This window comes from Nocardia sp. BMG111209, assembly GCF_000381925.1.
Taxonomy (GTDB): Bacteria; Actinomycetota; Actinomycetes; order Mycobacteriales; family Mycobacteriaceae; genus Nocardia.
Genome location: NZ_KB907307.1, coordinates 1,521,794 through 1,535,797, shown reverse-complemented (window position 1 = coordinate 1,535,797; position 14,004 = coordinate 1,521,794). Strand labels below are relative to the sequence as shown.

The window sequence follows — 14,004 nt, the reverse complement described above, 5'->3', positions numbered from 1 at the left end:
TCCTCTACTAGAACACGTTTCATTCTTAGCCTAGAACACGTTCCATCTTGGAGGCCATAGTGCCACGCCCACCGGTCGTGACGGCCCGGTTCAGCCGGCCAGCCGGCCGGTGAAGGTGCGGCGGTAGCTGTCCGGGCTGGTGCCGAGCATCCGGCGGAAGTGCCGCCGCAGCGTGGCGGCGGTCGCGAAGCCGGAGCGCTCGGCGACCAGATCGATGCTGTGGTCGGTGTGCTCCAGCAGTTCCTGGGCCCGGCGCAGCCGCTGTTGTTGCAGCCAGGTCGAGGGATTGGTGCCGACCCGCTCCTGGAAGTGCCGGTGCAGCGACCGCGGCGTCAGGTGAGCACGGGCGGCCATGTCGTCCACGGTGATCGGCTCGCCGAGATGTGCCAGGGCCCAATCCAATACAGGAGTCAGGTTGTCCCGCACCGACTTCGGGACGCGGGTGGTGATGTACTGGGCCTGGCCGCCCTCCCGGTGCGGCGGGGTGACCAGCCGCCGGGCGAGTTCGTTGACCACCGCGGCGCCGTAGTCCCGCCGGACCACGTGCAGGCACAGGTCCATGCCCGCGGCCTTGCCCGCCGACGTCAGCACCCGGCCCTCGTCGACATAGAGGACCTCGGGGTCGACGGTGATCGCGGGATAGCGCCGGGCCAGCAGCCCTGCGGACTGCCAGTGGGTGGTGGCCCGGCGGCCGTCCAGCAATCCGGCCTCGGCGAGCACGAAGGCGCCGGTGCAGATCGACATCACCCGTGCCCCACGCTCGTACGCGGTCCGGACCGCGTCCACCAGATCGCGCGGCGGCCGCAGCGCGCCGTCGTGGCACGCCGGGACGATCACCGTGTCGGCGCGGGCCAGTTCGGCGTAGTCGTAGTCGGCGGTGAAGCGGAACCAGCGGTCGACCCGGGTATCGGCCGGGCCGCACACCCGGAACTCGTACCAGTCGGTGCCGGTCATGTCGGTACGGTCGGTGCCGAAAACGGTGCACGGCACGGCCAGTTCGTACATCGGCACACCTTCGGACAGGGCGACGGCGACAACGCTCATGTCCGAAACTGTACGCCTGTTGTCGGATCGGACTCTGTCGCCGGATTCGGCCGCGGCGCAGGGTTGATCACATGATCACGACACGAGAAGAGAAGTCGCCGATGGTGTCCCGGCGGGACTGGCTCGGCGCCGGGGTGGCGCTGGCGGCGGTCGGCTGGGGCGCGAACCAGTTCTCCCCGTTGATCGTGCTGTATCAACAACGACTGGGACTGTCCACGGCGACGGTCGACGCGATGTTCGGGCTCTACGCACTGGGCCTGGTGCCCGCGCTGGTCGCCGGGGGCCGGTTGTCGGATCGGTTCGGCCGCCGCCCGGTGATGCTGCCCGCGCTCGCGCTGTCGTTGCTGGCCTCGTGCCTGCTGATGGCCGGGGATGTCGGCTGGTTGTTCGCCGGGCGGTTCCTGGCCGGTGTCGCCAGCGGCGCGGCCTTCGGGACCGGCGCCGCGTGGGTGCGGGAACTGTCGGCCGCGGCGGGGGTGGCCGCCGCCGGTCCGCGGCGGTCGACGATCGCCATGACCGCCGGTTTCGCGGCCGGCCCGTTCGTGGCCGGTGTGGTGGCGCAATGGTTTCCGGCGCCGACGGTGACCGCCTACCTACCGCATCTGGTGCTGGTGGCGGCCGCGGTACCCGCCGCGTGGCGCACCCCCGAGCAATTGCGGGCCGCCCCGGCGCCGGTCGCGGAAGCGGCTGCGCCACAACGACTCACCCGGCACTTCCTGGTCGTCCTGCTGCCGTTCGCGCCCTGGGTGTTCGGCTCCGCGTCGATCGCGCTGGCCTATCTGCCGACCCTGGTCGCGACGCACGTGGACCGGCCGCTGCTGTTCACCGCGATCACGACCGGCGCCGGGGCGGTGGCCGGGATCGCGGCCGTGCCGCTGGGTAATGCGTTGCGGCGCCTGCGTTCCGACCGGATCCTGCCGGTGGCGATGGTCCCGGTGCTGATCGGGATCGCGGGTGCGGCCGCGGCGGCGTGGGCCCTGTCGCCGGCGGCGGTGCTGGTGACCTCGCTGGTCCTCGGATTCGCCTACGGCGTCACGCAGTTCTGCGGGCTCGCCGACATCCAGCAGGCCGCCGATCCGCGCTCGCTCGGCACCGCGACCGCCGTGTACCAGACGTTCACCTATCTCGGCTTCGCCGTCCCGTTCCTGCTCGCGGTCGCCCACGAGCGCCTGCGTCTGGCGCCGCCGACGCTGCTGCTCGTCCTGCTCGCCGTCGCCGCGCTCGCCACGGGCTGGCTCGTCCTGACCGGACGCGCACGCCGCTAGGCTCGACGCCGATGGTCAAACGCGGATTGACCCGCGACCGGCTGGTGGAGATCGCCCACGAGCACGTCGCGGAACACGGACTGGACGCCCTCACCATGCGCCGGCTGGCGGCCGCGGCGGAGGTGACGCCGGGCGCGCTGTACAAACATCTGCGGGACCGGAAGGACTTGCAGCGGGCCATGTCCGACGCGATCTACCGCACCGTCGACCTCACCGATATCGATACCGCGCAGCCGAGTGTGGACCTGGTGATCACCTGCTGCGAGCGGATGCGGGCGGCGCTGCTGGGCTTCCGCGACGGCGGCCGGATCGTCGCGGGATCGTATTCGCCCTTCGGCGCGGCGTCGCAGCTGTCGGCGGTGCTGCGGACGCTGCTCGCCGCGGTCACCCGGCCGCCGTTCGAAGCCGGCGATCTGGCCTCGGTACTGCGTTCCTACACAGTCGGTTTCGTCATCGAGGAACAGGCCTACCTGGAACTGGAGAGCGCCGGCGAATGGCAGCCGCTGGTGCGGACCCTGCTGGCGAACGGCGCACCGCGCGTGGACGAATCCGGCGACATCATCGCGATCATGACCGGCGACCGGGACCGCCGCTTCACCGCCGGACTGCGGACCGTGCTGAACGACGCCACCGTACGGGACTGACGGTCCGCACACCGACGAATGTGCCGATGCCGCACGGGGATTCGGCGGGCGCCTACCGGCGGCGGGCGGCCAGCGATCGCTTCACCTGCCGGGCGCGTTCCCGAATCACGAGGATTCCCAGCGCGATCGGTGATCGGGGCGCGGTGGCGGGTTCGAGCGCGGGGACCGACGGCGGCTGCGCCGCCTGCTCGGCCATCCGCGCGTGCAGCTGCTCCCGCACCTGATCCGGGGTGTATGCGCGACGTTTGCGTTCGGCCTGCACGATGACCACACCGGTCGCCGCGACCCCGGCCGCTCCCGCGAGACCCAATACTTTCCACCAGCGCATGCGTCTAGGCTAGTCGCCGTGCCACGCGAAGCGCCCACGAGCATCGACCTGGATGAAGCGGCAGAACTGGCCCGGACCGGAGATCTCTGGTTGTTCCGCGGGCACACGCCCGCCGACCGTGCGATTCGCGGCCTCACCAACAGCCCCGTGAACCATGTCGGCATGGTGGTGGCCCCCGACGATCTGCCGCCGCTGATCTGGCACGCCGAACTGGGCCGCGCCCTGCCCGACGCCTGGTCCGGCACCAATCACCGCGGCGCCCAGCTGCACGATCTGCGGGCCGCGGTGCTGCGCTGGACGCACGAATACGGGCAGCAGGCGTGGATGCGCCAGCTCGATCGCCCGGTCACCCGCGAGATGGAGGATGCGGCGCTGCGCGTGGTGGCCCGGCTGGACGGAATGCCGTTCCCGTCGACCAGCGCCCTCGCCGGCCGGTGGTTCCTCGGCCGGGTCCCGCTGCCCCGGCGATCGCGCCGGGACGACACCGAGGCCGCGGGCCTGGAGAACGCCTACTGCGCCGAGATCGTCGCCATGACCTATCAGGCGATGGGCCTACTGCCGGAGAAGCGCCCCAACTGGTACGACCCGGGCAAGTTCTGGAGCGGTGACAATCTGCGCCTGATCGGCGGTTACCGGCTCGGCGGCGAGATCGTCGTCGACATCCCCGACGTCACAGGCTGAGCCCGGATTCCAGCTGTTCCACGACCCGGTCGAGGAGTACGGCGATATCGGCCTGCGGATCGTCGGCCAGTTCGGCGAGCACCGCGGTCAGGGCGCCGACGATGGCTCCCGCGACCGTGCGCACCGCGAAATCGTGCGGATCGCGGCCGGCGCGTTCGGCCAGCGGAACCGCCAATTGCTGCATGGTGCCGAGCAATTGGTCCAGCATGGTGGCGCGCAGGGCCGGCACGGTCAGGATGAGTCCGGTCCGTTCGCGCAACTCCGCGCGCTGTTCGCCGGACAGGTCACCGAAGACCACGCCGAACGCCCGGCGCAGCGCGGTGATCGGCGGCAGGTCCGCGGGCTGGGCCCGCAGCGCCGCGATGATCCGCGGGTCGTACTCGTCCTGGAGGACGAGGTCCTCCTTGGTGGGGAAGTATCGGTAGAAGGTGCTCTCCGAGACCGCGGCGGCATCGATGATCTGCTCGATCGTGGTCGCCTCGTAGCCCTGTTCGCCGAACAGGCGCAGCGCGCAGTCCAGGATCGTGGCCCGCGTCTGCGCCTTCTTGCGTTCGCGCAGACCGGGTTTGGCGGGATCAGACGGCATGCGACTCCTGGGGCAGGTCGGATTCGGTGATACGCGGGCCGGGCAGGAACAGCAGCGCCGCCACCGCGCCCGCCACCGCGATCCCGGTGGCGACCAGCAACGACAGATCCAGTCCGTGCACGAAAGCATCCTGCACCATCGCCGCGAATCCGGGTGAGGGTGTCCGCCGCGACACCGCCAGGCCGCCGTGCACGCCGGTACGCGCGGCATCGGCGGCCGCGGGCGGCAGCCCGGCGAGATCGAGCCGATCGCGATAGCCGACGGCGAGCACACTGCCCAGGATCGCGGTTCCCAGTGGGGCACTGGTCTTCTGGAACGCCTGCACCACCGCCGAGCCGATACCGCTGCGCTCCGCGGTCAGCGTGGTGACCGCCACCGCGGTGAGCGCACTCAACGCCAGTCCGGTGCCCGCGCACATAATCGCCATCCACGCCGCGACGAGGCCGGTACCGGTCCCGATGCCGGTGGTCGCGCCGAGCCCCGACCCGGCCGCCGACAGCCCGAACCCCAGCACCACGGTCGCCTTCGCGCCGAGCGCACGGGTACACCACGCCGCGGGCAACGCCCCCGCGATCAGCCCGCCGACCAACGGCAGCAGCCGCAACCCGGATCCCAGCGCATCGACCCCGCCCACGGCCTGGAAGTACTGCGGCATCAGGAACAACAGGCCGACCATGCCCATCCCGACCAGCCCGCCCAGCGTCGCGCCGGCGGTGAACGCCCGGGACCGGAACAGCTCCGGATCGATCATCGGCTGCCCGCCGCTGCGGGCGAGATGCCGCTCCCACGCGAAGAATCCGGCCAGCGCCACCGCACCGGCGGCCACCGCGGATCCGGCGATCGCATCGGTCCAGCCACGCTGTCCGGCCGCGATCAACCCATAGGTCAGCGCGACCAGCCCGACCGCCGAGCCGGCGACCCCCACCGGATCCAGGCCCGGCCGCCGGGACGCCTTCGATTCCGGCACCAGCGCCGCCCCGACCACCAGGCCCGCCAGCACGATCGGCACATTCAGCAGGAACATCCAGCCCCACCAGAGATGCGACAGCATCCAGCCGCCCAGGATCGGCCCCAACGGCAACGCCAGGAAATTCGCCGCCTGATAGATGCCGACCGCACGACCCCGTTCGGCCTCGCCGAACAACACGGTCAGCGCCGACAACGCCATCACCGTGATCCCCGCACCGGCCACTCCCATGAGCAACCGGGCGGCGAGGAACCATCCGGTCGAGGGCGCGTAGGCACACCAGGCCGAGCCGATCCCGAACAACCCGAGCGACACCAGCATGGTCACCTTGCGCCCGAACCGATCCCCGATCAGCCCGGCGGGCAGCACCGCGGCCGCCAGCACCAGCAGATATCCGGCCGAGAACCACTCGAGATCCGATTCCGACGCGTGCAGCGCCCCGGCCAGCGTGGGCAGCGCCACCGACAACACCGTGCCGTCGAGACTCACCGCCAGCACGTTCAGGCTGACCGCCCCCAGCGCCCACCATCTCGCCGCTCCGAAAGAAAACATGGGACTCCTCCAATAGAAGGTAACCTTCTTTTGAAGGTTACCTCCATATCGCCGAGTCGTGTGCTCCTCCGCGAGCGACCGCGCCGCTACCGGTCGGCGCCGGCGTATCGGGCGCGGGCCGCCTCGATGTCGTCGATGTGGGTGTAGGCCCAGGCGCGTAGTACCGCGACGGTCTCGCTGAGGCTGCGGCCCAGCGGAGTGAGGGCGTATTCGACCGTCACCGGGACCGTCGGATACACGGTTCGTTCGACGATGCCGTCGCGTTCCAGGCCGCGGAGCGTCTGGGTGAGCATCTTCTGCGTGATGCCCTGGATGTGGCGGCGCAGTTCGGAGAACCGTTTGGTCCCCGGTTCCAGTGCCAGTAGCACGAATCCGGTCCAACGCTCGCCGAGCCGGTCGAACACCGCGCGCGATGGGCAATTGAGATCGAAGATGTCGTATTCCGTCGGCTCTACCTGCTCGGTATCCATGAGGTACCTATACCACTGATTGCCGCCTTCTTTCGATCGCATACCGCGTCCGGCTACGGTGTCGGCGGTGTTTCGATGGAAGCGGCGCGTAGGGCGGCGGACAGCCGGGCTACCGAGTCGGGCAGCGGTTGGGGAAGGCGGGCCAGCAGCAGGCGGCGGGATTCGTCGGCGCCACCGCGGACCGGAAGTGCCCGGACGCCCGGTGGCAGGGCCGCGCCGAGGCCGGCGGGGACCGTGGTGATGCCGCAGCCCGCCGCGACCAGGTGCAGCTTCGCCAGCCAGTCGCGGGTGGTGTGCGCGATCTCCGGGCGTTCGTCGACGCCGGGCCAGACACCCATCGTGTAGTCGCCGCGCGGACCGGCGATCCAGCGGCGGCCGCGCAGGTCGTCGATGTCGATGTAGTCGCCGCGGGCGAGGGGGTGGTCGGCGGGGACGGCCACCAGCAGGGTGCGCTCGGCCAGTACCTGCAGTCGCAGGGCGGGTGTCTCGGAATCCGGTGGGCGATACGGCGGCGCCGAGGCGAGCAGGGCCAGGTCGATCGTGCCCGCGCGCAGGGCCCGGACCAGCGCCGGCGTACTGCCCTCGCGGCCGACGACGGTGATTCCGGGATGGGTGCGGCGCAGTTCGGCCAGGGCCCGCGGGACCAGCCAGGCGCCGGCGCTGGTGAACCAGCCCAGCCGGACCGAGGCCGATTCCTCCGGGATGCCGGCCAATTCCCTTGCGGTGGCGTCGATCTGGTCGATCACGGCGGCGGCGCGGCGGGCCACGATCCGGCCGGCCGCGGTCAGCCGGACTCCGTCGTGGCGGCGCTGCAACAGTTCGGCGCCCGCGGCGCGTTCCAGGGTCGCGATCTGGCGCGACACCGCCGACTGGGTGTAACCGAGGGCCGCCGCGGCGGCGGTCAGTGTCCCGCGCTCGGCCACCTCCCGGAACACCCGCAGCGCGGTCAGTGAGGCATCGCCGAAGGTCATGACATTTACGCATACCAGAGTTGAGAAACTTTCGCTGGTCACATGGCTCGGACCGGCACAGCATGGACGGTGCGGACCGGGAACGGTTCGCGAAGGTCGAAATCAGGAAGGTCGAAATGACTACTCCCACAGTCGCTCTGGTCACCGGCGCCACCCAGGGTCTGGGTCTGGCCCTGGTCGAGGGGCTGGCCCGGCGGTTGGGGCCGGCGGACACCGTGTACCTCACCGGTCGTGACTTCGACCGGGTCTCCCGCGCGGTCGAAGCGATGCCGGCCGGCGGCGCCACCGTCCGGGGTGAGCTGTTCGACGTCGCCGATCCGCAGGCCGCCGCGCGGCTGGCCGAGCAGTTGCGGCAGCGCCACGGCGGCGTCGACATCGTCTTCGGCAACGCGGTCATGCGCGTCAGCCCCGACGACGACCCGCGCGCGATCGTCGATCGGTACACCGAGGTCAACAACTTCGGCACCACCCGGTTGCTGCGCGCGTTCGCGCCGCTGCTGCGCGAGCACGGACGGCTGCTGGTCGTCGCCAGTTCGCTGGGCACCCTGCACCAGCTCGCACCGGTCCTGCACGACCGGTTCGCGGCGCCGGCCTCGCTGGACGAGGTCGACGAGCAGATCGCCGCGTGGCGCGACGCCGTCGCCGACGGCAGTGCCCGCGCCGGCGCGTGGCCCGGATTCGTCAACATCCCGTCGAAGATCGGTCAGGTCGCGGCGGTCCGGGCGCTGGCGGCCGAGCGCCGCGACGACGATCTGGCGCGCGACATCCTCCTCGCCGCCGTCTGCCCCGGCATGATGAACACCCCGACCTCGGCGCTGTGGTGGGACGTCTCGGATCAGCCCACCCCGGCGGAGGCGGCCGTGCCGTTGCTCGATCTCGCGCTGCGCCCGGCCGATCCGGACCGGTACGGACAGCTGATCCGCGACGGAAAGGTGCTGCCCTGGTCCCCGTTCGAGTCCGGCGCCGCCGATCCCGTGCCTGCGCGCACATCTTCCCGGCGCTGAGGAGAGCGCGGCCCGGTCGGCGGCGCTACGGTGTCTGGATGACCGTTGAGACCGTCACACGTGTCCGGGTCGGTGGGGGAGTTGCAGTCGGGCGTGTGGTGTGCCATCCGCGACTTCCGTTGATCGCCGGCCTGGATTCCGGCCGTGGAGTCGTATACATCTGGGACGCAAGCGATCTGCGCACGCTCGGCATCGTCGAGGCGGCCGCGCCGGACGACGGCCGCACCCGCCTGCCGGCCGTCGCCTGGCATCCCGAACAGCCGGTGCTGCTGATCGCGAACGGCGGTCCGGTGCGGCGCTGGACCCCGTCGGGGATGTCCGCATTCGCCGGAATCCCGGCGGCCTATCGGAACGTGGCGTTCGGCCCGGACGGGCGCACGATGTGGGCGATCCCGACGGCGACGGGCGGCGACACCCGGGAATGTTCGGACGTCCTGGATCTCGCGACGGGGGCGCTCGGCACGGGACCGGGCTGGGACACCGGGGTCGCGGCCCATCCGGCCGGCGGACTGGTCCTCACGCTGCGCAGCAATCAGGGTGCGACCCTGGGCATCTTCGCGCGGGCCGGTGCGGCGGGAGCTGCGCCGAAAGTGCTGCGCCGCGCGCTGATCCTCGACGTCGACGGGTACGAGACGCCGATCTTCAGCCCGGACGGCCGGTATCTGGCGATCCGGGGCAACGCCTACGTGAATACGCTGGACGTCTTCGAATTCCCCTCGCTGGACAACGTGCTGTCGACGACGCTGGGCGAACCGAGCCCGGGTTACCCCTACCCGCAGGAGTGGCTGGATCGAATGCGGGCCTGGTCGCGGCACAACATCGCGTTCGGGACCCGGCCCGGAGTGCTCTGGATCGGCACGCCGACCGGCACTCTGGTCGAAGCCGACCTCGGCAATCAGCGCTCGGAGGGTCACGACATCCCGAGCGGCGCCGCCGTGACCGCCCTGGGCGCCACCGCGGGCGGGGATCTGGTGGTCGCCGACGCCACCGGCGAGCTGACCCTCCTCGCCACGTCCGCGGACCGCGCGGTGGCCTCGCGATCCGCGGTGCCGGACTTCCTCGCCGGTACCTCCGACGTGGATCCTCGTGCGGATCTCGAATCGCAACTGGTACTCACCGACGGGGCACGGACCTGGGAGCCGGGCGATCTCGGGACGGTCGACACCGCCACCGACAGCGATCCGACCTGGCTGCGGATCCAGGTGCAGATGAACCACGCCCGCTAGTTCAGGCGGATTCCGGATCCGGCTCGGCGGCGGCCGGCGGCAATTCGGCGTGGTAACGCCACATGGCCGCCACGATGGCCGTCAGCACCCGATGCGCGGCGGCCAGATCGGCGTCGGGTAGTTCGGCGGTCCCCTCCCGGTTGCGCGCACCCAGCGGCGTGAAGAAGTCCCGGGCCACCGCCATGCCGTGCTCGCTGTGATGCAGCAGCACCCGGCGGCGGTCGGCGGGATCGGTCGAGCGCCGCACATGACCCGAGTCGATCAGGCGCTCGACCAGGTAGGTGACGGCGGCCGGGGACAGGCCCATCCGGGCGCGCAGCCCCCCGGCGGTCAGCGGGGCGCCCTCGGTGTCGGCGGTGGCGATATGCATCAGTGCGCGGAAATCGTTGGGACGCAGACTGTTCGAGCGGGCGAACTGATGCCCGATCTGTTCCGACACCGCGGTGAGCGCCCGGATGTCACGGGCGATGTCGAGTTGCAGGCGATCGCGTTCGCGATCGTCCGGACCGGCCGGGCCGGTGCCGTGCGTCATGGCGTTCTCCTCTCCGCGTGCTGACACCCTAGCCGCCCGATGCGGTTGTCATTTATTTCAGTTTCTGAAATAGTTGGCCGCATGCGTCTCTGGGATCGGTACGCCGCCCTGGTCTCCGGCCGGAGGTCGTGGGCCCTGCTGGTGGGCCTCGTCGCCATCGCCGCCGCGTTGGCGGTCCTGATCGGAAGCAACGATTCGGCGAGCCGGTCACCGGACTCGCTGCCGTCGTCGGCGGAGTCGGCGATCGTGAAACAGCAGCTGCGGACGTTCCCCGACGGCGGCACCGCCACGGCCGTCGCGGTGCTGAGCCGGACCGACGGCGGCCCGCTGGACGCGGCCGACGAAGCAGCGACCGCCGCCGCGCTGACCCGGATGCGCGCCGCCGTCACCAGCACCCCACCGCCGAACGCCGCCCCCGTCCTCGCACCCGACCACCGGGCGGCGGTCGGCCCGGTTGCGGTCCCGGCCGACCTCAGCGGTTTCGCGCTGACCGACCGGATCCGGGACGTGCGGGCCGCGGGCCGCGACGGACTACCGGCCGGGCTGCGCCTGCAGATGACCGGCGGCCCGGCCTTCGGCGCCGATATCGCCGACTCGTTCTCCGGCGCGAACGTGCTGCTGCTGTCCATCACGGCGCTGGTGGTGGCCGTCCTGCTGATCGCCACGTACCGCTCGCCGGTGCTGTGGCTGATCCCGCTCGCGGTCGTCGCGGTGGCGGACCGGGTGGCCGGGGTGGTCGGCACCGGGCTGGCGAGCGCCACCGGCCTGACCTTCGACGGATCCACCTCCGGCATCACCAGCGTGCTGGTGTTCGGCGCGGGCACCAATTACGCCCTGCTGCTGGTCTCGCGCTATCGCGACGAACTGCATCGGATCGAGGATCATCGCCTCGCCTTGCGGGCCGCGGTGCGCCGCGCCGGACCGGCCGTGCTGGCCAGCAACGTCACCGTGGTGCTGGCCCTGCTGACCCTGTTGCTCGCCACCCTGCCCAACACCCGCAGCCTCGGCCTGCTGGCCGCGGCCGGACTGGTGGTCGCGGTGCTGTTCGTCCTGTTCGGACTGCCGCCGGCGCTCGCACTGGCGGGCCGGAAGGCGTTCTGGCCCTTCGTCCCCGCGGTGGACGGCCGCGACGCCGCGCGGACCGGGCCGTGGCATCGGGTCGCCGAGGCGGTGGTCCGCCGCCCGGTGCGGGTCGCCGCCGGCACCCTGATGTTCCTGATCGTCTGCGCCGCGGCCCTGCCGTTCGCGAAAGTCGGCCTCGCACAAGCGGATCAGTTCCGGGTGCGGGCCGAATCGGTCTCCGGCCTCGATACGCTGGCGGCCCACTTCCCTTCGGGCGCTTCGGATCCCACCGTCGTGCTGGCCGATCCCGTTGCCGCCGAAGAGGTGTCGGCGCTGCTCGCCCGGACCCCCGGGGTGACGCGGGCGCAGCCGACCGGGATCTCCGCCGCCGGCGTTGCCCGCTGGTCGGTCACCCTCGACGCGCCACCGTCCTCGGCGGCGGCCTTCGACACCATCCGGCAGCTGCGCGGCGGCCTGTCCGGTATCCCCGGTGCGGACGCGAAGGTCGGCGGCAGCGACGCGCAGGCCCTCGACACCCGGGCGGCGGCCGGCCGGGATCGGGGCGTGGTCATCCCGTTCATCCTCGCCGTCGTACTGCTGGTGCTGCTCGCCGTCCTGCGCGCGGTACCGGCGGCGGTCCTGCTGGTGGCGATCACCGTACTCAGCGCGCTCGCGGCGCTGGGGCTCGGGAGCTGGATCAGCGCGCACCTCTTCGGTTTTCCCGCCCTCGACGTGAACGTGCCGCTGTTCGCCTTCCTGTTCCTGGTCGCGCTCGGGGTCGACTACACGATCTTCCTGGTGACCCGGGCGCGGGAGGAGACGGCCGGGCACGGCACCACCGGCGGTATCGTCCGCGCGGTGTCGGCGACCGGCGCGGTGATCACCAGCGCCGGCATCGTGCTCGCCGCAGTGTTCTGCGTACTGGGCGTGCTGCCGCTGATCACCCTGACCCAGCTGGGGATCGTGGTGGGCCTCGGCATCCTGCTCGACACGTTCCTGGTCCGGACGGTCGTCATCCCCGCGCTGTTCCGCCTGATCGGCCCGCGGGTCTGGTGGCCGTCGGATCCGGCGCGGCAGCACCGGGCGGCGGACTACGCGGAGGCGTCCCGGTGAAGGATCGCGTCCACCGCCGTGAACGCGGCCGCGGCGAGGATCAGCACGGCCGAAACCAGCAGTGCCACATCGAGTCCGTGATGGAACGCGACCTTGCCGGTGTTGAGGACGTCGTTCACCTTCGAGAGGTATTTCAGGTACGGGGTGGTGTCGACGCCCTTCGGGATGCGGCCGCGTTCGACGGCGTCGATCGCGGCGGGCTGTAGCGCGCCCGGCAACCCGAGCTGACTCATCCGATCCTTCAGATCCGAGGTGAGGAACGAGTTCACCAGGGCGCCGAGCACCGCGACGCCGACCGCGGATCCGACCTGCCGCATCGTATTGGTCACCGCGGCGGCCATGCCCGAATGTTCGGCGGGCACCCCGGACAGCACTGCCGAGGTCAGCGGCACCACCGCGATACCGAAACCCAGTCCCGCCACGGCCATCACGGTCGCCAGCGGCCCGTCGTGCAGCGGCCCGGCGAGCTCGTGGCGGGTCAGCAGCAGGCCCGCGGCGCCGGCCAGGCAGCCGATGATCATCGGGGTGCGGGCGCCCCGGCGCGACACCCAGATACCCGCGGCCAGCGAGCCGAGGATGATCCCGGCCGCCATCGGCGCGAACACACCCGCCGTGCGCGCGGCCGAATACGATTGCATCACTTGCAGATACAGCGCGGTGAAGAAGAAGATCGAGAAGATCCCGAAGTAGACGGCGAAGGCCACCACCAGCGCGTCGCGCACCGCGGGCAGGCGCAGGTACCGGAAGTCGAGAATGGGTGCGCGCACCCGGGTCTCGACCACCACGAATCCGGCGAACGCCACCGCCGCGACCACGAACAGGGTGATCACCAGCGGTGAGCTGTACCCGCGGTCCTCCCCGCTGATCGCGGCGTAGATCACCGAGCCGAGGAAGCCCGCGCCCAGGACGATTCCGGCCCAATCGATCGGGCCCGGATGCGGGTCGGCGCTCTCCGGCACCGACCACAGCGCCGCGACCAGGGCGACCGCGCCGATGATCAGGTTGAACCAGAAGATCGAGCGCCACCCGTACGCGTGCACCAGCACCCCGCCGAGCACCGGCCCGGCCGCCAGCGCCAGCCCCGACACCGCCGCCCACACGCCGAGCGCCCGCGCGCGGACCCGCTCCTCGGGGAAGATGTGCCGCAGCACCGACAGCGTGCCCGGCTCCGAGGCCGCCGCGCCCAGGCCCATGATCGCCCGACCGGCGATGAGCACCGGCACGGTGGCCGCGGTCGCCGCGACCACCGAACCCGCGCAGAAGACCACCAGACCGGCGATCATCACCCGCTTGCGGCCCCACCGATCACCCAGTGACCCACCGGCCAGCATCAGCCCGGCGAAGACCAGCGTGTAGGCGTTGACCACCCACTGCAACAGCATCACGTCGGTGCTGAGTTCGTGCCGGATATCGCCCAGCGCGACACTGACGACCGTCGTGTCGAGGAAGGTGACGAACAGCACGGCGGTCACCGCCGCCAGTGCGATACCCGGTCGCGACGTTGTGCCCGGTGTGTCGTCCGTTGACCTCACCGCGCCAGGCTACCGCCGCGGGCCGTC

14 protein-coding genes are annotated in these 14,004 nt (G+C 71.4%); 6 read left to right on the top strand and 8 right to left on the bottom strand.

Annotation, left to right across the window (positions count from 1 at the left end; translation table 11 throughout):
- Positions 1-90 precede the first annotated feature (90 nt).
- Positions 91-1,044 carry a helix-turn-helix domain-containing protein gene (locus G361_RS0106820; protein ID WP_019926315.1) on the bottom strand — a complete coding sequence of 318 codons (954 nt, stop codon included), beginning with the start codon at positions 1,042-1,044 and terminating at the stop codon, positions 91-93.
- Between the two features lie 71 nt (positions 1,045-1,115).
- Between G361_RS0106820 and G361_RS0106815 the strand changes: the two genes are divergently transcribed.
- Together G361_RS0106815 and G361_RS42595 are read left to right on the top strand one after the other, a co-directional pair.
- Positions 1,116-2,309, top strand: a complete 1,194-nt coding sequence (locus G361_RS0106815; protein ID WP_019926314.1) for an MFS transporter — start codon at positions 1,116-1,118, stop codon at positions 2,307-2,309.
- A gap of 11 nt (positions 2,310-2,320) precedes the next feature.
- A complete protein-coding gene (locus G361_RS42595; RefSeq protein ID WP_019926313.1) occupies positions 2,321-2,953 on the top strand; it encodes a TetR/AcrR family transcriptional regulator in 633 nt (210 codons plus the stop codon).
- A 52-nt stretch (positions 2,954-3,005) separates the two neighbouring features.
- Here G361_RS42595 and G361_RS42590 read toward each other — a convergent pair whose 3' ends face one another.
- Entirely contained in the window at positions 3,006-3,281 is a 276-nt protein-coding gene (locus tag G361_RS42590) for a hypothetical protein (protein WP_019926312.1), read from the bottom strand.
- Between the two features lie 18 nt (positions 3,282-3,299).
- Here G361_RS42590 and G361_RS0106800 point away from each other — a divergent pair, with 18 nt between their 5' ends.
- Entirely contained in the window at positions 3,300-3,962 is a 663-nt protein-coding gene (locus G361_RS0106800) for a hypothetical protein (protein WP_036494079.1), read from the top strand.
- Here G361_RS0106800 and G361_RS0106795 read toward each other — a convergent pair.
- From G361_RS0106795 to G361_RS0106780, 4 genes are all read right to left on the bottom strand, one after another.
- Positions 3,952-4,548 carry a TetR family transcriptional regulator gene (locus G361_RS0106795; protein WP_019926310.1) on the bottom strand — a complete coding sequence of 199 codons (597 nt, stop codon included), beginning with the start codon at positions 4,546-4,548 and terminating at the stop codon, positions 3,952-3,954. The two genes, G361_RS0106800 and G361_RS0106795, sit on opposite strands and share 11 nt — an antisense overlap.
- Positions 4,538-6,067 carry an MFS transporter gene (locus tag G361_RS0106790; protein ID WP_019926309.1) on the bottom strand — a complete coding sequence of 510 codons (1,530 nt, stop codon included), beginning with the start codon at positions 6,065-6,067 and terminating at the stop codon, positions 4,538-4,540. The genes G361_RS0106795 and G361_RS0106790 overlap by 11 nt, the downstream gene beginning before the upstream one ends.
- 86 nt (positions 6,068-6,153) lie before the next feature.
- Complete coding sequence (locus tag G361_RS0106785) at positions 6,154-6,537, bottom strand: helix-turn-helix domain-containing protein (protein ID WP_019926308.1); 384 nt, start codon at positions 6,535-6,537, stop codon at positions 6,154-6,156.
- A gap of 53 nt (positions 6,538-6,590) precedes the next feature.
- The gene (locus G361_RS0106780; protein WP_019926307.1) at positions 6,591-7,508 is read right to left on the bottom strand and encodes a LysR family transcriptional regulator; all 918 of its coding nucleotides are present in this window, start codon (positions 7,506-7,508) and stop codon (positions 6,591-6,593) included.
- Positions 7,509-7,624: 116 nt separating this feature from the next.
- Here G361_RS0106780 and G361_RS42585 point away from each other — a divergent pair, with 116 nt between their 5' ends.
- Together G361_RS42585 and G361_RS0106770 are read left to right on the top strand one after the other, a co-directional pair.
- On the top strand, positions 7,625-8,512 hold the full coding sequence (locus G361_RS42585) for an SDR family NAD(P)-dependent oxidoreductase (RefSeq protein ID WP_052172742.1): 888 nt from the start codon (positions 7,625-7,627) through the stop codon (positions 8,510-8,512).
- 38 nt (positions 8,513-8,550) lie between these two features.
- Positions 8,551-9,738: a hypothetical protein gene (locus G361_RS0106770; RefSeq protein ID WP_196814431.1), complete on the top strand. Its 1,188-nt coding sequence runs from the start codon at positions 8,551-8,553 to the stop codon at positions 9,736-9,738.
- Between the two features lies 1 nt (position 9,739).
- Here G361_RS0106770 and G361_RS0106765 read toward each other — a convergent pair whose 3' ends face one another.
- Complete coding sequence (locus G361_RS0106765; RefSeq protein ID WP_019926304.1) at positions 9,740-10,270, bottom strand: MarR family winged helix-turn-helix transcriptional regulator; 531 nt, start codon at positions 10,268-10,270, stop codon at positions 9,740-9,742.
- A gap of 81 nt (positions 10,271-10,351) precedes the next feature.
- Here G361_RS0106765 and G361_RS0106760 point away from each other — a divergent pair, with 81 nt between their 5' ends.
- On the top strand, positions 10,352-12,445 hold the full coding sequence (locus G361_RS0106760; protein ID WP_019926303.1) for an MMPL family transporter: 2,094 nt from the start codon (positions 10,352-10,354) through the stop codon (positions 12,443-12,445).
- Here the strand turns inward: G361_RS0106760 and G361_RS42580 are convergent.
- Positions 12,424-13,977: an MFS transporter gene (locus tag G361_RS42580; RefSeq protein ID WP_231386793.1), complete on the bottom strand. Its 1,554-nt coding sequence runs from the start codon at positions 13,975-13,977 to the stop codon at positions 12,424-12,426. The genes G361_RS0106760 and G361_RS42580 overlap by 22 nt on opposite strands.
- Between the last annotated feature and the right edge of the window lie 27 nt (positions 13,978-14,004).